This is a genomic window from Hydrogenovibrio kuenenii DSM 12350, from assembly GCF_000526715.1.
Lineage (GTDB): Bacteria > Pseudomonadota > Gammaproteobacteria > Thiomicrospirales > Thiomicrospiraceae > Hydrogenovibrio > Hydrogenovibrio kuenenii.
This window is the reverse complement of the sequence record NZ_JAGP01000001.1, coordinates 1,170,318-1,187,920: the sequence shown is the minus strand read 5'-3', so window position 1 is coordinate 1,187,920 and position 17,603 is coordinate 1,170,318. Positions and strand designations below refer to the sequence as shown.

The window sequence follows — 17,603 nt, the reverse complement described above, 5'->3', positions numbered from 1 at the left end:
ATAGGAAGAACGATTAATGTCATTGATTAAAGATATTAAAGCTCGTCAAGTAATTGACTCCCGTGGAAATCCAACGGTTGAAGCAGATGTTATTTTAGAAGATGGTTCTATGGGGCGCGGTATTTCACCTTCCGGTGCTTCAACGGGTTCTCGTGAAGCTATCGAATTAAGAGATGGTGATAAGTCTAAGTTTGGTGGCAAAGGCGTTTTAAACGCTGTAAGTAACATTAATACTGAAATTAAAGCTGCATTAATTGGTAAAGATGCGACAAATCAATCAATGATTGATAATTTGATGATTGAATTGGACGGAACGGATAACAAAGCTCGTTTAGGTGCAAATGCTATTCTTGCAGTGTCTATTGCTACAGCTCAAGCTGCGGCTAAGTCTAAAGGCCTACCTCTTTATGCTTACTTGAAAACAGATGATTATAAAATGCCTGTGCCAATGATGAATATCATTAATGGTGGTGAGCATGCTGATAACTCAGTGGATTTCCAAGAATTCATGATTATGCCTGTTGGTGCGCCAAGTGTTACTGAAGCGATCCGTTATGGCGCAGAAGTTTTTCATGCTTTGAAAAAAGTATTGCATGATAAAGGTTACAACACTGCGGTTGGTGATGAAGGTGGTTTTGCACCGGATTTAAAATCTAATGAAGAAGCTATTCAAGTTATTTTAGAAGCTATTGAGATTGCAGGTTATGTTGCTGGTAAAGACATTATGATTGCAATGGATGCAGCTTCTTCTGAGTTGTACAAAGACGGTAACTACTACCTTGCATCAGAAGACAAAACACTGACGTCTGCTGAAATGGTTGATTTCTTAGGAGCCTGGGTTGAAAAGTACCCAATCATTTCTATTGAAGATGGTTTGGATGAGTCTGACTGGGATGGTTTTAAATTACAAACTGAGAAATACGGTGACCGTTTACAAATTGTTGGTGATGACTTGTTTGTAACTAACCCTAAAATCCTTAAAGAGGGGATTGATAAAGGAATTGGTAATTCGATTCTGATTAAAATCAACCAAATCGGAACGCTTACTGAGACTTTCGAAGCGATTCGAATGGCAAAAGAAGCGGGTTATACCGCTGTTGTTTCTCACCGTTCAGGTGAAACAGAAGATACGGTTATTGCTGATATTGCTGTTGCAACAGGTGCTGGTCAAATCAAGACAGGTTCTATGTCTCGTACAGATCGAATTGCAAAATATAATCAATTGATTCGTATTGAAGAAGCGTTAGGAGATCAGGCGATCTACCCTGGAAACGACGCTTTTTATAACTTGAAATAACAGAAAAGGAATCGTTCTTTGAGAACAGTTTATGTTGTTTTAGGAGCGATTGTTTTTTTGCTTTCTATTCGCTTATTGTCATCAAACGGTGGCATAAGCGATTACCTTTCCCTGCAAAAAAAGCTGGATGATTTAGAAGTTAAAGTCCAACAGCTTGAATCTCGAAATTCAGAACTGAAAAAAGATGTTTATGTTCTGCAATCAAATAATAAGTCCATTGAAACCATTGCTAGGCAAAAGCTTGGGATGATTGGTAAAGATGAAGCTTTTGTAAAAGTAATTGAACTTCAACCCGAAGCAAAGCCTTCTGACTTAAAAGTACCTGCTAAAAAATCTGATTTAAATAGCATGAAGATGACAAACTCATCTAATGTTGCCAAATCAACGCCTTCTCATTAATTTATACGCATTTATTTAAGTTTTAAAAAAACATAAGTGGCGCCTGTTCCGCCATCTTTTGGTTTTGCGCTGCAAAAAGCAATAATATGTGGCCAGGATCTTAATATTTGATTGACAAGATTTTTTAGAATAGGAGCGTCCGTATCTGAGTGATAGCCTTTACCATGTACAACGAGGATATGTTTTTGCTGGTTGTTTCGTGCATCTTCAAGAAAGTTGAGGAGTTGTTTCTCGGCCTCTGACTCAGAGTAACCATGAAGGTCGATAGACCAATGATAATGGAAACTACCACTTTTTAAAGCTTTAAGATCAGTCTTATTCATAGAGTAGCGTTGAAAAAACAGAGATTCATGGGCTGATACTCGTTCTGCTGGTGTTTCGTAAAGCTCGCTTTTAGGACTATTTATTTCAAGAGGGTGTCTATTTATTCGAACGAACTTTGGCTTTTGTCGCTGCTGTTCAACTGAAATTTTCTCTACGGTCGGTTGAAGAGGTGTGACATCATTCATGGCCTCTGCAAATAGATTTTTTTCTTCATCCGTTATGTCTTTCATTATCATTACTTAATTTACAAATTATTCTTATGAGTATTTTAGCGGCATAGTAAAACGAATGGTGTAGAATGTAAGCGGTTTAAAAATGATTATTAGTACTATAAAGTGCTTAACCTTTTTAGAGTTTTGACAAAAAAATATCAAACAAACACATGAAAATCCTGCTTTCGAATGATGATGGTTATAACGCGCCCGGTATTAGAGCGTTATACGAATGTTTAAATACCACTGACTTTCATTCAGAGATGATTATTGTTGCTCCTGATCGTAATAGAAGCGCAGCAAGTAATTCTTTGACACTTACCGAACCCTTGCGAATGAGTCAGCAAGATGACCCTCATATATTTTGTGTAAATGGTACGCCTACTGATTGCGTTCACTTGGCTGTAAATGGTGCTTTGGATTATCAACCTGATATGGTGATTTCTGGCATTAATGCTGGTGCAAATATGGGGGATGATGTGCTTTATTCAGGAACAGTTGCTGCTGCAACTGAGGGACGTTTTCTTGGTAAACCTTCTATAGCCATTTCTTTGTGTGGTGATCGGCATTTTGATACAGCCAGTGAAGTCTTAAAGTTGTTTCTAAAAGATTTTCATCACATGCCTTTAGATTCGGAAACCATTTTGAATATTAATGTACCAGACATCCCGCTTACTGAACTTAAAGGGATAAAAATGACCAGGCTGGGTAAGCGACATTGTTCAGAAAGAGTCGTAAAAAATAAAGATCCACGGGGTAACAATATATATTGGATTGGTCCGGCAGGGGATGCGGAAGATGCTAGCGAAGGAACAGACTTTTATGCTGTGGAAAATGGCTATGCATCCGTTACGCCGTTAAAAATAGATTTAACGCATTATGATATGCTCAATAAACTTTCTGGATGGTTTAATTAAACGAAGATGAAACTCGACTTCTCCGAACTCAGCACTTATACCCAGCACCCCGTTATCTACCCCAACGAAGCCTATAGAGACAACCAAGGTCTGGGTATGACCTCTCAAAGAACACGCAACCGATTGGTGCAGCGACTCATTGATAATGGCATTAATGACTCTGAAGTTTTAAATGCTATAAGAGTGACGCCAAGACACTTGTTTTTAGATGAAGCTATGGCGACTCGTGCGTATGAGGATACAGCTTTACCTATAGGTTATGGCCAAACTATTTCTCAGCCATGGGTCGTAGCTAAGATGAGTTCTTGGTTATTTCAAAATGGTCCACTGTACAAGGTTCTTGAAATCGGCACGGGTTCTGGCTACCAAACCTCTATTCTGTCTTTATTGGCGAAGCATGTTTATAGCGTTGAAAGGATTGAACCGCTTTTACAGCGCGCACAAAATGTTCTAGGTAGGTTGCAATTAAACAATGTTGATTTTACCTTGTCGGATGGTCACTGGGGTTGGCCAAAACACCAGCCTTTTGATGGTATGATTTCGGCTGCATCTCCAGCGAAAGTACCTGAAGAGCTATTGGAACAGCTTGCCGAAAATGGCCGCTTAATTATGCCGATAGGGGAAGATACCCAGTATTTGTTCGGGTTCATCAAGACTTCGACAGGCATAAAAGAAGAGTGCTTGGGAGAGGTGTTGTTTGTACCAATGAAAACAGGTTTGGTTACGGAAGCCGAATAATCAAAAACAAATAATCAAAAGAGTAAGCAATGAGAGTTTTTACAAAACTTTACGATAAAGCAATTAGTTGGTCTAAGCATCCTAAAGCACCGTGGTATTTGGCTGTAATGAGTTTCGCTGAATCATCCTTTTTTCCCATTCCACCTGATGTTATGTTGATGCCAATGGCATTATCACAACCCGAAAAAGCTTACCGTTTCGCATTTATAGCTACAATGGGCTCTTTAGTAGGAGGGATTTTTGGTTATTTAATTGGTTATTGGATGCTAGATGCGGTATTGCCAATTCTTGAATCCATGAACTATCTAGATAAATATCATCAGGTCGAAGGTTTTTTCAATGATTACGGTTTTTGGGTGGTGTTTTTGGCTGGATTCAGTCCAATTCCTTACAAACTATTCACCATTGCATCTGGCGCAATGCATTTAGCGATTTTACCTTTTATTATCGCGTCTTTTGTAGGGCGAGGTGGACGCTTCTTTTTGGTTGCTTATTTAATGAAGAAGGGCGGTGAAAAATATGAAGCTCAAATTCGCCGTTCAGTTGATTATTTAGGCTATGGAACAATTGTGTTAGTATTAGGGTACCTGTTAATCAAACACTTTTACTCATGAAAAGAGCCAGCCTTCGTCTGACTAGAAACTTGGTTTTATTAGCTTTATGTACATCTCTTTATGCGTGTGCACCAGCTAAATATCGTGGTTGGGATGGTGGTGACCAATACTTTAACGACCAGGACAACCGCTTTAGCAAAGGAGATCGTGTTGAACCCAGTAAAACTTCTGGTTCATCTCGATGTACTTCTCCTTATATTGTTCGATCAGGCGATACATTAAGCTTGGTTGCAGATAGATGTAACGTTGATATGCAAAAGCTTGCAGCAGCTAATCATCTTGGTCCTCCTTACACCTTGTATATTAAGCAAGAGTTAACGATTCCTCACAGAATATCTTCTTCTGCGTCTTCACACCATCAAGTAGCGCAACATATTCAACATAAAACCGGTTCTGCTAACGGCTTTCAATGGCCATTAAGCAAGCCCTATGACTATCAGTTTGTTAGGGATTCCGCAGGTAACAATGCTTTGATAATAAAGGCTCCCGTTGGGGAAGCTATTTATGCGGTAGAGCAAGGTGAAGTTGTTTATTCAGGTAGTGGTATTGAACACTATGGCCGATTAATTATTCTTAAGCATGATGATGGTTATTTAACCATTTATGCGCACAATGACAGTCTGTTGGTGAAAGAGGGGCAGGAAGTTAAGAAGGGTGATTTGATTGCGACTGTAGGTGCTACTGGTGATGTTAAAGCCCCGCAACTCTTTTTTGAAGCGCGTTATCATGGACGAAAAGTGGATGCGAAACCGCTTTTTCACCAGAAGTTTATTCATTAGAAATGGTTTTAGATAATAAGAGCTAAAACCACTTCGCGTTCTTCAGTTGTTAATACATTGTAGGTTCTGCAAGCTGCTGCATTATCCATAACCTCAAGTCCAATACCTCTTTGTGCACAATAAGCGAAATATTTTGGGTGAGGAAACTGCTGGTTTTCACCTGTTCCTAGAATGATGATTTCAGGTTGCATTAAAAAGAGTTCATCTAAGCGATCTTCATTGAGTTCAGCCAGATTATTGCATTGCCAATCACTTACCAGATTTTTTTGATTAAGATAACAGCTGTGACTAATCAATTTGTCATTGACTTTTACAGACCCAGCCTGGTAGTTTTTCACAGTTAAAATATTGGAATCTCTGTGTTCAGTAAACTTCATGGGCAACTCTCTGAAATGTCTTATTAATGGCTATTTATCAGTAATTATAGCGTAAATTACATTGACGGAATTGGGCATTTCTGTATATCATTAACAGCTTAATTTTATCTCACTGCATTTGCACAATTTCGTGCGATTTTTTAAAGGTTCATTTCTGTGACTGGCGACTTTGAAAGAATAAAAAGACTTCCTCCTTATGTGTTCAATATAACCGGCGAATTAAAAGCCGAAGCGCGTCGCAGAGGCGAGGATATCATCGACTTTGGTATGGGAAATCCTGATCAGGATACCCCTAAACATATTGTCGATAAATTGATTGAAGTTGTTCAGCGTGAAGGAACACATCGCTATTCGGTATCGCAAGGTATTCCACGATTAAGACGCGCTATTTGTAATTGGTATAAAACCAAGTTCGATGTGGATTTAGATTATGAGACGGAAGCCGTCGTCACTATCGGATCAAAAGAAGGTTTGGCTCACCTAGCCTTGGCAACCGTTGAAAAAGGCGACACTGTCCTTGTACCAAACCCAGCTTATCCTATTCATCCCTATGGGTTTGTGATTGCTGGTGCCGATATTCGTCATGTGCGTATGACTCCAGATGTTGACTTCTTTGACGAGCTGGAAAAAGCGATAAAAGAATCATGGCCAAAGCCAAAAATGCTGGTACTGAACTTTCCGGGGAACCCAACAACTCAAACCGTTGATTTACACTTTTTTGAAAAAGTGGTTGCCATTGCAAAAGAACACAATATTTGGGTTATTCATGACCTTGCGTATGCTGACATTGCATTTGATGGTTATAAAGCACCTTCGATTATGCAAGTAGAAGGGGCGAAAGATATTGCGGTCGAGTTCTATACACTATCTAAAAGCTATAACATGCCCGGTTGGCGTGTTGGTTTTATGGTTGGTAACCCTGTATTAGTTCAAGCTTTGAAGCGAATGAAGTCTTACTTGGATTACGGCACCTTTACACCGATTCAAGTGGCTGCGATCGCTGCTTTGGAAGGACCACAAGACTGTGTGCAAGAAATCAGTGATATGTACAAATCTCGTCGTGATGTTCTGTGTCAAGGGTTAAACTCTATTGGTTGGAAGGTTGAACCACCAAAAGCAACCATGTTTGTATGGGCACCAATCCCAGAAGAATACCGTGATATGGGGTCGTTAGAGTTCTCTAAAAAGCTGCTAACGGATGCTAAAGTCGCAGTAGCACCAGGAATTGGGTTTGGTGATTATGGCGATGATCATGTTCGTTTTGGCTTGATTGAAAATGAACATCGTACGCGTCAGGCAATTCGCGGTATTCGTGATATGTTCCGCAAAGATGGATTGATTAAATCCTAAAAATTGACAAAAAGATTTATTGAATTAAAGAATTAAGCAAGGAATTGGAGTTTTCGTGAAAGAAATAAGATTGGGTCTTCTAGGGTTAGGTACTGTTGGTGGTGGAACGGTTAATATTTTGAATACCACTCAGACCGAAATTCAAAGACGATTGGGAGGGAAAGTATCCATAAAAGTCGAGCAAATAGCTGTTAGAGACCTAAATCGTTCAAGAACTGCTGATACCACTGGTATTGATTTAACAACGGATCCTTTAGCGGTAGTGAATAACCCTAATGTTGATATTGTTGTTGAACTGATGGGAGGCACAACTTTAGCGAAAACCTGCCTTGAACAAGCTATTCAAAACAAAAAACATATTGTGACTGCAAACAAAGCACTGATTGCTGAACATGGAAATGAGTTGTTTAAAGCGGCAGAAGCGCAAGGCGTTATGGTTGCTTACGAGTCTGCAGTGGCTGGTGGTATTCCAATTATCAAGGCTTTGAGAGAAGGTTTGGCTGGTAACCAAATTGAATGGTTGGCTGGTATTATCAATGGCACGGGTAATTACATCCTGACTGAGATGAAAAAGCCGGGTGCTGACTTTGCGAAAGTATTAAAAACAGCACAGGAATTAGGCTATGCAGAAGCTGATCCTACCTTTGATGTAGAAGGGATAGATGCAGCGCATAAGCTGACAATCATGGCATCAATTGCATTTGGTATTGAACTACAGTTTGACAAGGTTTATACCGAAGGGATTTCAAAGGTTACGGCTGAAGACATTCAATTTGCTCAAAACCTAGGTTATGAAATCAAGCATTTAGGGATTGCCAGCCGAACTGATAATGGATTCTCGATGCGAGTTCATCCCACTTTGGTAGCGGACTCCGTTTTGATAGCTAATGTGAACGATGTTATGAATGCGGTCATGGTTTCAGGCGATCATGTTGGACAAACACTTTATTATGGACCTGGTGCTGGTGCTGGACCAACCGCCAGTGCAGTGGTTGCAGATATTATTGATGTAATTCGTGCACTTCACCAACCTAAAGAAGACCGTGTTCCGGCACTTGGTTTTGCTTTGAGTCAACTAACCTCGGCACCGATTGTTGCTATTGATGACATACAATCGGCTTATTACTTAAGGTTTTACGCCAAGGATCACGCAGGGGTTTTGGCAAAAGTTTCTGCTGTGTTAGCTGAGTCTCAAATCAGTATTGAGTTATTGCATCAAGAACCCTATGTAGGCAATGAAGATGATGCGACTTTAGTAATGATTACCAATAAAGTACTAGAGTCTGATTTGAATCAGGCAATTTCAGCATTGGAAAATATGCCAGAAATCGATGAAAAAATAATGCGTATTCGTGTTGCTGACTTTAAATAACCTTTAACACTTCTTGTTATTATCGACGATTTAGAAGCCTTCTGTTTAGAAGGCTTTTTATTAAGTATCAATAGCTTACAAAACAATGTTTATTTCATTTAAGGGAAGGGAATGGCTTCATCTGCTTTAACATTATGGATACCAAATCTTTTGGCGCCAGAGAATATTGCCGAGACCGATGTCGGAGCTGAAAGTCTATCCTGCCCTGCACTTGAAACATTATTGGCAAAGGCCGATAAATTACCCAAAGATAATAGACACAAAGACTCGATTGCATCCAATGCCAGTTACTTGTTCCACCAAAAAAATACGTTGCCTGTTGCGCCAACAACTGCCGTTTTTGATTTAGAAAATTTCGATGCTTCTTACTTTTGGCTACGAGTTGATCCAGTGCAAATGATTCCAGATCGAGATACTTTAGTTTTAATTCCAGGAGAGTCTCTAGGTATTGGTGAAGATGAAGCTAGAGCTCTAGTTGATGCCTTTAACCAGCATTTTGCACAAGACAGAGTTGAGTTGGAAATGGGCGATACTTTGCGTTGGTATATTCGTATTTTGCAACCGATTGATGTACAGACACATTCTTTAGAAACAATGAGTTATTACTCCATTCAGGATGCGATGCCACAAGGTAATGCATCTGCCTATTGGCGTCAGTTAATGAATGAAGTGCAGATGTTGTTTTTTACCCATCCTGTTAATGAAGCAAGGCGCTCAAATGGCTTGCCAGAAATTAATGGTGTTTGGGTTTGGGGAGAAGGGCAGTATAAAGCAGATGATGTTTATGTACGACAAGATGCAGCGTTGGCAGGTAATCTCGCTTATTTAAAAGGCCTTGCTAAATTGAGTCAATCCAGCTTTTTTGAAGCCCCAGAGTCTTACCCAGCCTGGCAGATTTTAATGGTTGATACTGGGTGCAATGAACAGATGGTGGTACTTGATGATGCCTTGTCTGAAATGACTGAGGAGGAATGGCTAGTCCTTTTACAGCGAATGGAGAAAGATTGGTTTGCACCAATGTTAGAACAACTGAAAAGTGGCCAAATTCATTCGCTGTTACTGGATTTGGGTATGTCTCACCGTTACTACCTGACACCCAAACACCTTAAAAAATTCTGGCGCTGGAAAAAGCCACTTAGTATGTACACTGTTTAAACTGTATTTAAGAAGATAAATGCTTGACTAAAACAGGATTTCGCGGCGAAAAAAATCTTAGTTTTCTGTATAATTCGCCGTTAGTTAAATAATTGAATATCCACCGTTTATTGATTGGATTATCGATAGCGAATTTATCAATAGGGATAATATGAAATTTATAGAAACACGTGGCAATGACGGCCAACGTCCAACACATATTTCTTTTGCGCAGGCTATTTTAAGCCCTATGTCTTCATTTGGCGGTATTTACTCGCCAGAATCTTTGCCTACGTTTGATGAAGTTTTTTTCAAGTCTCACGTTAATTCCGGCTATAAGACGTTAGCTAAAGGCGTACTTAAGGCCTTTGAGATTGATATCGAAGAGCAGATTATTGATGAAGCGTTAGCACTCTATGATGAATTTGATGATCCTAGCAACCCTGTTCCAGTGGTTAAGGTCTATGATGATCTTTATGTAAGTGAGCTGTATCACGGACCAACACGTGCTTTTAAAGATATGGCGCTACAACCTTTCGGTAAGGTTTTGTCTGCTATCGCCCAAGCACGAAATGAAAAGTATTTAATTTTGGCTGCGACCAGTGGCGATACAGGGCCAGCAGCGTTAGAAACTTTTAAAAATCGTGACAATGTACAGGTAGCGTGTTTGTATCCAGATGGCGGTACTTCTGACGTTCAGCGTTTGCAAATGGTGACTGAAGATGCAGCTAACTTAAAAGTTATTGGGATTCACGGTGATTTTGATGATGCACAAACAGCGCTAAAAAACCTATTGGTATCCGATAAGTTTCGTGATGCATTACAAGCACATAATATTTCGCTTTCAGCTGCGAACTCAGTTAATTTCGGGCGCATTATTTTCCAAACTATTTATCACATTTACAGCTATTTAGAGTTGGTTCGTCAAAGTGTTATTGAAATGGGTGAGCAGGTTTACCTAAATGTACCGAGTGGAAATTTTGGTAATGCTTTAGGTGGGTACTATGCTTTGAAAATGGGCTTGCCGGTTAAGCAAATCCACATTGCGTCCAATATGAATAACGTTTTGACAAAGTTTATTACAACTGGACGTTATGACTTGCGAGACATCTCTGTTATTCCAACCACTTCGCCTGCAATGGATATTTTAAAATCTTCAAATATTGAACGTATATTGTTTGATTTATTTGGCGCTGAGCGTACCAAAGAGTTGATGTTTGAACTTGATAAAAACAAGTTCTATCAATTGTCTGAAGATGAGCTTGCGCAAATACAAACTATTTTTGCTGCGGATTTCTGTACGGATGAAGAGGGGCTGGCGTATATTAAACAAGCTTTCACTGTTGGTTATTTGATGTGTCCGCACACAGCAACATGTTTTAAAGCTTATGATTCTTGTCGTGAAGATAAGTCTTTGAAAACCATAGCTTACTCAACTGCAGAATGGACGAAGTTTTCACCTGTTATTGCTAAAGCGTTAACTGGTAAAAATTATGAGCATGATCATGAAGCTTTGCAAATGATCGCGGAAAAAGCTGGGATTTCAATTCCAAGTCAAATTGAAGCTCTTTTCTCAAAGCCTATTGCGCAATCAACAGTAATTGATAAGCAAGACATTGAGAGCGAAATCTTAAAGTTCTTAGCTTAAACTGCTTCAGCATGCACCAGTCTGATTTGCAGGTTGGTGTTTCCCATATAGTGATTCAATGCAGGTTGATAAACACACAGTATTTCTTGTCCTGCTTGGTAGGGGATAGGATCACCTTCTGAGTCTAGCGCATTAAAAAAGATTGCTGAAAGATGGCGACCGTCTTGTGTCGCTAGATTGAATGATAAATGTGTTTGGGTTTGACCTACAACACGATAACTTTTCAAGGAAAACTTTCCATGAAACAATGGTTTAGGCCAATCTCTTCCATAGGGTTCAAGTAGATTAATTTCATCAATTAACGCTGGTGTTAATTGCCAAGGCTCAAGCTCACCATCGGTTTCAATTTGTAGTCTGGGAACTTTATTGTCAAGTTGCTCACGAATGGCTTGCTCAAACAGCTCTGAAAAAGAGTCAAACTTATCAATGGGAATCATGCATCCTGCAGCACCTTTGTGCCCACCCATCGATTCAAAAAGTTCTCTGTCTTGTTCAGACATCCATTGAAACGCTTCTCTCAAGTCAATATTCGAAATAATGCCTCGACCACTTCCTGCTAAGAATCCGTCCTGTAAGTCAGTCATAGCAATTGTTGGTAACCCATATTGTTCACCAACACGGGATGCAATAATGCCCTGAATACCCGCATTACCCTGCATTTTAATAACTAGTGTGAATTTCCCAGGGTGATAAATGGATTCAGCAGTTTGTTTTGCCTGTAAGAGCATGCTCTCTTGTTGTTCACGCCTATTTAGGTTATCGGCTTCAAGTTGATCAAGCATTTGCTGTGCTTGGTAAAAATCTTCAGCATTTAAAAAACGAAAGGCTGTGGTTACATCACTGACACGACTTGCTGCATTAATGCGTGTAGCAACTTGAAAACCTAGGTATTCAGCATTAAAAGGCCGGTTGTTATTATCATTTAATGCATGCATCGCCTGCCAGCTAGGGTGCTTGAGTTCATTCATCATCGTCAAACCAGCTTGCACCACTGCGCGATTATTAACACCTTTTAGGCTAACACTGTCGGCGACTGTGCCTAGAGATACATTCATTACCAAATCTTTTAGCGATGGGGCTGAGGCATCTAATACGCCTCTATGAATAAGTTCATTTCTTGTTTGTCCCATTACCAGAAAAATCACAAAACAGCCTGCAACAGTTTTATCGTATTGGCAGTTCTCTTGTTGTGGATTGACGGTACAGATTGCGCTTTCAGGGATGCCATTAGCTGGGATTTGATGGTGGTCTGTTACGCAGACAGGAATCCCCTTATCAGCCAACTTTTTAATTCTCAATTCATCGCTAGAACCTTGGTCCGCGGAGATGACTAAATCAATTTTTTTATCAATAGCTAGAATGCGTTCAACAACTTTGTCCGTTATACCATAGCCTGATTTTCGATCACCAAGTACATGAGTGATGCGTTCTTCAGGAACATGGAAATAATCAATTAGAGCCCTTGTCGCAACCCAAGCAGAAGTGACACCATCGGTATCGTAATCCGTTGCTAAGACAATTTGTCCATCTGAAAGAATCGCATCGGCAATATGTTTGGCTGCTTGGTCGGCATTTTTAAGGTTTTGAGGATGTTGCAGATGACGAAGCTTGGGAAAAACGATTTTTTCCAGCATTTCTGACATGTTATTATCATGGTTTTCAAAATCTTCATCAGACAAACGCATGGCGACCAAGCGAGCTTGAAGCTGGGTTAATCCGAGTTGATTTGCAGCATCAAAAACTTTTTGTGAAAAGGGGCGCTCAACAATTTCAGGTTGTTGCAGTTCAAATGGTTTGTGGGACGAGGCTTTAGCATTCATTAACATAGGTTATAAATTTTAGCATGATTCTTTATTTGCATGGTTTTTTAAGTACAGGCAAAAGTTATAAAGCACAGTGGTTCAAAAAAGCTTTTGCTGAGCTTGGCATAGAGGTTTTGACGCCGACTTACCCTCTGGCTTCGCCAGAAAAAACGATTGCCTATTTAAAGAGCGTTATCGAAGAAGATATATTAAAACTTGGAGCGACCCCAGCCTGGCAGATTTTTGGATCTTCTATGGGGGGCTTTTATGGGGAGTATTTATCTGAACTATATGGCGTGCCATTGGTAATGATTAATCCCGCACTTAATCCTGTCTCTATTTTTAAACAACATTATGGTGAATATGAGCACCCTATAACAGGGGAGAGGTTCGTTATTGATGATGACTTTATTGAGGCGATAGAAAAGCTGATTACGCAAAATCCTGTTAGTGCACCAAGTAGGCTGCTACTGGATAAGGAAGATGAAACCGTTCCCTACGAATTTGCCTATCAAAAATATCAAAATGTACAACAATCAAAGACTCTTGCATTTGAAGGCGGAGACCATGCTTTTCAGCATTTAGAAGATGCTTGGCAGAATGTGAAAACTTTTGTTGAAGGATTTAAGACTAGTGGTTAATCACTAATTGATTAAGCCATGATGTCGAGAAGAGTTCCAATACGATCATTAGCCGCTTTAAAGCTTTTTGCAGAAGCTTCAACTTGATTTTCACTTTGCTTGGTTTGAATTAAATCCGGTGCCTTATCTGTTTGGTTTGGGTTTGCAATATCTTTGCTGGCTTGGTCGAGTTGATTAAAACCTTTTTGCATGCCTTGAATTGAGTATTGTGATGCTGAGCCTGAAACTTCCATTAGCTTAACCTCTTGTTCTTTCTAACAATCATAACGCCGGTATTATCTTGAAGCAACCAAATAGGGGTTAATTTTCATTTGATAGAGTACAAATACATCTCCATAGATTTCGCTACCAACTCTATCAACCGTCACAGTGACATTCTTACCATCCCAAACATAGGCTCTGTAGCTTGGTGTGCCATCGGCAGATTTTCGCTCTATTCGACTAGGTTGTCCGATTTTTTCTGATAGTTTCAATGCAACTTCATGCGTTTGGATAGGGGAAAGCTTATTTTCAAAACGCGTGGAAACAGGACGGTAAACTTCTTTGGCCGAATAAAGCTGACCATCTGGTGTGTAGTGGAACTCTACATAATAAAGTTCACGTTTTCTAAAAGTCGGAAAGTATTTATCAAAGGTGTGCTCTTTTTGAGTTGATCGGGCTTCGGAAAACCCCTCAATATCTTTCAGTTGAGTATTAATTAAATCTCTTTCTGCACCGTTCAAAGCAACACCAAACAAAGTAATGCCATCAGGCGTTCCTTGAGTTCCCTTTGGCGGCGGTGGCGGAGCCTTAAATTTAGGTTTGGTTGGTTTTTGGTTGTCAGCAGCGTTGACCGTTTGAGGTAAGGCGCAGAGTACCAATAGTGGGATTGCGAGCCATTTTTTCATAAAAACACTGACCAAATATTAAGTTATCTTACTGGGATATCTGTTTATATCGGCCGACTTAACCAAGACTTGAAAGTTTCCTGGCAGATGTTTTCATGGGGATTTAACCTAAATACATCTTCTTGTCTTGTAGGTGGTTCAAGCTGCTGGACATGACGATGCATAATATCAACTGTCGCATCGGAAGGGTTGTCGTTATTTTGTTCACGTATCTTAATGTTCTGCTGTATAAGCTCAATATCTGGTTCAATATAAACCACGCGATAATCAGCATTTAATTTTTCGGCCAATTCTATAAAAACTTCGCGGTGTTGATATTTTAGGAATGTGGCATCAACAATTACACTATAACCAGCTTTTATAATGGTTTCAGTAAGGTCGTAAAGTGTTTCATAGGTTTTTTGATTCATTTCAGCAGAATAAAGTAACTGCTTTTCTTTTTCTGAAACTCGATGAAGTGGCGAAATGCCATAGAGGCGTTTTCGTTCAATATCCGAGCTGATAATAATAGCGTCGAGTTCGCATAGAAGTTGTTTGGCGTAGTGACTTTTACCGGAGCCTGCAACACCTTGCATTAAGATAATCTTGGTTTCAGGAACTTCATAAGCGTAACCTTCAGCTTGCTTTATATAGTCTAAAGCTGTTTGCCAACATTCTTCGGCTTCATGGCTGTTTTTATCCAGTTGATGGTAGCGTAATGCTGTAATTTTGGCACGAACCATAGCTCGGTAGGTTTGATAAAACCTTAATAATTCCAAAGCCTTATAGTCGGAAGTTTGATTCATATATAGTGAAAGTAGCTGGCGTCTTAAAGTCGTTTGCTTCCTATAACCGAGATCAATCAATAGAAATGCTAAGTCATTAATGGTATCAATCCAACGAAACTGGTCGTTGAATTCAATACCATCAAACAGAGTCGGTTTATCATCAATTAGTGTGATGTTGTCTAAGTGCATATCGCCATGACAAGCTTTTACAAAACCATCCTGTTTTCGGTTTTCTAATACGGGATAAAGTTGCTTTTGTTTGAAGTGTGTCCATTGAGCCAGTTGTCTTAAACGATAACTGGTTTCAGGGTCATCAAAGGTTTGCATTAATGAGGGAAAGTTTTCAAGCATAGGATGTACAGCATCATCCGGGTGGCCGTAGATCAAGCCCTGGGGGCATGTTTCTGCTTGTTGGTGAAACATGGCTATCTGTGTTGAAAGATTTTCAACTTGTTTAATGCTAAGAGTGTGTTCACGTAAAAAACGACCCAAAACAAAATTTGGATCAAACTGATTCATTTTGACCAGATACTCTATAGGTTCATCATGTTCATTGTCAGGAAAAAAAGAAAGATTTCCTTTTTGAATATAAAGAGGGCAGACCTCTAAATAAATTTCAGGTGAGGTTCTTTTGTTTAGATGTAATTCAAGGTGACAGAACTTTTTTCTTTGTTCAAGTGTTGAAAAGTCTAAGAAGCCAAAATTAACAGGCTTTTTCAGTTTATAGGCATATTGGCCAGTCAGAAAAACAATAGAAATATGTGTTTCAATAGTTGTAATTACTTCCACTGGATGTGGGTAGATATCACTACAGGAAAGCTGATCAATGAGGGTAGTTAAATCCATTGAGTCAGAGAGAAGTTAAAGCGTTACAAGTAAACTGTTCAGCTGATTTGTAAAAGTATCAACCGAACATTCCACGATGGTGAGAAGTAAAGTATTGATTAGGCAATACCTTGTTTTTCACGCATTTCTTGTTTGGTTTTCATTTCAACAGTTAATGTTGCTGTAGGGCGTGCTTCCATTCTAGCAAGACCAATTTCTTCGCCAGACATTTTGCAATAACCATATTCACCCGTTTCAATATCTTTCAGTGATTTATCGATTTTTGCAATCAGCTTTCTTTCGCGATCGCGAGTACGAAGTTCAAGAGCAAATTCTTCTTCCTGAGAAGCACGGTCATTAGGGTCCGCAGGTGTACTTGAGTCCGACTTTAGATGACTAACAGTTGTTGAAGCTTCTTCTATCAATTGCTTTTTCCAAGCAAGCAATTTGTTTTTGAAATGCTCAAGCATTTGAGGGCTCATATAATCTTCGTTCGGAGCCGCTTTATATACTGGGTAGTCTTCAATGAAATCTGTTTCAATGTTCATTTTTTTATCTTCTTTTAGTGAAAAAATTTACTAACCGGGATTTATACCATATAAAAAACAGACTACACAATATTTAATGGCTAAATTGCCATAAATTATTTCGGTTAAAGATTGAAAAAATTGATAAACAAAGGATAATGTCGCGCTAACTAATTGAATTAAAAAACAATACATTTTGTATTGAAATAACTTTGGAGAGAAGTATGTCAAAATTGAAGGCACTGTTGTTTGATGTTGATGGCACTTTAGCGGATACAGAAAGAGACGGTCATCGTGTCGCATTTAATATGGCATTTAAAGATGCTGGACTAGACTGGAATTGGGATGAAGCGCTTTATGGTGATTTACTAGCCGTTACCGGTGGAAAAGAACGTATTCGTTTTTATCTTGATGAGTTTAATACTGGTTTTGAAAAGCCAGCGAATTTTGATGACTTTGTAAAAGGACTGCACGAGTCAAAAACAAATTTCTACACTCAGTTAATGGCTGAAGGGAAAATCCCTTTGCGAACAGGGGTTGAACGTTTGATTAAAGAGGCAAAAGAAGCGGGTATGCGTATGGCTGTTGTTACAACAACAACTCCTGCAAATGTGACGGCACTTTTAGAAAGTACTTTAGGTCCTGATTCAGAGTCTTGGTTTGAAGTTATTGCTGCTGGCGATATTGTACCGGCCAAAAAACCAGCACCGGATATTTATGACTGGGCGTTAGAGCAAATGGATTTAACACCAGAAGAAGCCATTGCTTTTGAAGACTCTTCAAATGGTATTAAATCTTCGTCTGCTGCGAATCTAAAAACTATCGTTACAATTAATGAATACACAAAAGATGATGATTTTTCTGATGCAGTTGTTGTGTTAGATCATATGGGTGAACCTGAACAATCATTCACACTATTGTCGGGTGATACTTTTGGTCAAGACTACCTGAACCTAGATTTGGTTCATAAAATCGCGAATGCATAATATTAGT

Annotated in this window: 19 protein-coding genes; 12 read left to right on the top strand and 7 right to left on the bottom strand. The window is 39.4% G+C overall.

Annotated features, from left to right (window positions below; all coding sequences use genetic code 11):
- Nucleotides 1–16: 16 nt before the first annotated feature.
- Together eno and N745_RS11740 are read left to right on the top strand one after the other, a co-directional pair.
- Nucleotides 17–1,297: a phosphopyruvate hydratase gene (gene eno / locus N745_RS0105575; protein WP_024851142.1), complete on the top strand. Its 1,281-nt coding sequence runs from the start codon at nt 17–19 to the stop codon at nt 1,295–1,297.
- An 18-nt stretch (nt 1,298–1,315) separates the two neighbouring features.
- On the top strand, nt 1,316–1,696 hold the full coding sequence (locus tag N745_RS11740) for an FtsB family cell division protein (RefSeq protein ID WP_024851141.1): 381 nt from the start codon (nt 1,316–1,318) through the stop codon (nt 1,694–1,696).
- Nucleotides 1,697–1,707: 11 nt separating this feature from the next.
- Here N745_RS11740 and N745_RS12250 read toward each other — a convergent pair whose 3' ends face one another.
- Entirely contained in the window at nt 1,708–2,250 is a 543-nt protein-coding gene (locus N745_RS12250; RefSeq protein WP_024851140.1) for a Smr/MutS family protein, read from the bottom strand.
- A gap of 152 nt (nt 2,251–2,402) precedes the next feature.
- On the opposite strand from N745_RS12250, the gene surE reads away from it, so the two are divergent.
- Genes surE through N745_RS0105545 form a run of 4 tightly spaced genes read left to right on the top strand, consistent with a single transcriptional unit; the run spans nt 2,403 to nt 5,280 of the window.
- On the top strand, nt 2,403–3,149 hold the full coding sequence (surE, locus tag N745_RS0105560; RefSeq protein ID WP_024851139.1) for a 5'/3'-nucleotidase SurE: 747 nt from the start codon (nt 2,403–2,405) through the stop codon (nt 3,147–3,149).
- 6 nt (nt 3,150–3,155) lie between these two features.
- Nucleotides 3,156–3,887: a protein-L-isoaspartate(D-aspartate) O-methyltransferase gene (locus N745_RS0105555; RefSeq protein ID WP_024851138.1), complete on the top strand. Its 732-nt coding sequence runs from the start codon at nt 3,156–3,158 to the stop codon at nt 3,885–3,887.
- Nucleotides 3,888–3,916: 29 nt separating this feature from the next.
- Entirely contained in the window at nt 3,917–4,501 is a 585-nt protein-coding gene (locus N745_RS0105550; RefSeq protein ID WP_024851137.1) for a YqaA family protein, read from the top strand.
- Nucleotides 4,498–5,280 carry a M23 family metallopeptidase gene (locus N745_RS0105545; protein WP_024851136.1) on the top strand — a complete coding sequence of 261 codons (783 nt, stop codon included), beginning with the start codon at nt 4,498–4,500 and terminating at the stop codon, nt 5,278–5,280. Before N745_RS0105550 ends, N745_RS0105545 begins: the two co-directional genes overlap by 4 nt.
- A gap of 8 nt (nt 5,281–5,288) precedes the next feature.
- On the opposite strand, the gene N745_RS0105540 is transcribed toward N745_RS0105545, so the two are convergent.
- Nucleotides 5,289–5,657, bottom strand: coding sequence for an Mth938-like domain-containing protein (locus tag N745_RS0105540; RefSeq protein WP_024851135.1), 369 nt, complete (start codon nt 5,655–5,657; stop codon nt 5,289–5,291).
- A 156-nt stretch (nt 5,658–5,813) separates the two neighbouring features.
- Here N745_RS0105540 and alaC point away from each other — a divergent pair, with 156 nt between their 5' ends.
- The 4 genes from alaC to thrC all read left to right on the top strand — a co-directional run bounded on the left by alaC (nt 5,814) and on the right by thrC (nt 11,161).
- Nucleotides 5,814–7,007, top strand: coding sequence for an alanine transaminase (alaC, locus tag N745_RS0105535; RefSeq protein WP_024851134.1), 1,194 nt, complete (start codon nt 5,814–5,816; stop codon nt 7,005–7,007).
- Nucleotides 7,008–7,062: 55 nt separating this feature from the next.
- Nucleotides 7,063–8,379 carry a homoserine dehydrogenase gene (locus N745_RS0105530; RefSeq protein WP_024851133.1) on the top strand — a complete coding sequence of 439 codons (1,317 nt, stop codon included), beginning with the start codon at nt 7,063–7,065 and terminating at the stop codon, nt 8,377–8,379.
- A gap of 111 nt (nt 8,380–8,490) precedes the next feature.
- Nucleotides 8,491–9,534, top strand: coding sequence for a hypothetical protein (locus N745_RS0105525; RefSeq protein ID WP_024851132.1), 1,044 nt, complete (start codon nt 8,491–8,493; stop codon nt 9,532–9,534).
- 151 nt (nt 9,535–9,685) lie between these two features.
- Nucleotides 9,686–11,161 carry a threonine synthase gene (thrC, locus tag N745_RS0105520; protein ID WP_024851131.1) on the top strand — a complete coding sequence of 492 codons (1,476 nt, stop codon included), beginning with the start codon at nt 9,686–9,688 and terminating at the stop codon, nt 11,159–11,161.
- Here the strand turns inward: thrC and N745_RS0105515 are convergent.
- Complete coding sequence (locus tag N745_RS0105515; RefSeq protein ID WP_024851130.1) at nt 11,158–12,987, bottom strand: single-stranded-DNA-specific exonuclease RecJ; 1,830 nt, start codon at nt 12,985–12,987, stop codon at nt 11,158–11,160. The genes thrC and N745_RS0105515 overlap by 4 nt on opposite strands.
- 17 nt (nt 12,988–13,004) lie before the next feature.
- On the opposite strand from N745_RS0105515, the gene N745_RS0105510 reads away from it, so the two are divergent.
- The gene (locus tag N745_RS0105510; RefSeq protein ID WP_024851129.1) at nt 13,005–13,604 is read left to right on the top strand and encodes a YqiA/YcfP family alpha/beta fold hydrolase; all 600 of its coding nucleotides are present in this window, start codon (nt 13,005–13,007) and stop codon (nt 13,602–13,604) included.
- A gap of 11 nt (nt 13,605–13,615) precedes the next feature.
- Here the strand turns inward: N745_RS0105510 and N745_RS0105505 are convergent, their stop codons facing one another.
- From N745_RS0105505 to dksA, 4 genes are all read right to left on the bottom strand, one after another.
- A complete protein-coding gene (locus N745_RS0105505) occupies nt 13,616–13,837 on the bottom strand; it encodes a hypothetical protein (RefSeq protein WP_024851128.1) in 222 nt (73 codons plus the stop codon).
- A 42-nt stretch (nt 13,838–13,879) separates the two neighbouring features.
- On the bottom strand, nt 13,880–14,491 hold the full coding sequence (locus tag N745_RS11730) for a hypothetical protein (RefSeq protein ID WP_024851127.1): 612 nt from the start codon (nt 14,489–14,491) through the stop codon (nt 13,880–13,882).
- A 44-nt stretch (nt 14,492–14,535) separates the two neighbouring features.
- The gene (locus tag N745_RS0105495) at nt 14,536–16,104 is read right to left on the bottom strand and encodes a bifunctional aminoglycoside phosphotransferase/ATP-binding protein (RefSeq protein ID WP_024851126.1); all 1,569 of its coding nucleotides are present in this window, start codon (nt 16,102–16,104) and stop codon (nt 14,536–14,538) included.
- A gap of 98 nt (nt 16,105–16,202) precedes the next feature.
- Nucleotides 16,203–16,631: an RNA polymerase-binding protein DksA gene (gene dksA / locus N745_RS0105490; RefSeq protein ID WP_024851125.1), complete on the bottom strand. Its 429-nt coding sequence runs from the start codon at nt 16,629–16,631 to the stop codon at nt 16,203–16,205.
- A gap of 203 nt (nt 16,632–16,834) precedes the next feature.
- Here dksA and N745_RS0105485 point away from each other — a divergent pair, with 203 nt between their 5' ends.
- Nucleotides 16,835–17,596 (top strand): HAD family hydrolase, encoded by a 762-nt coding sequence (locus N745_RS0105485; RefSeq protein WP_024851124.1) that lies wholly within the window; start codon nt 16,835–16,837, stop codon nt 17,594–17,596.
- Nucleotides 17,597–17,603: the final 7 nt, after the last annotated feature.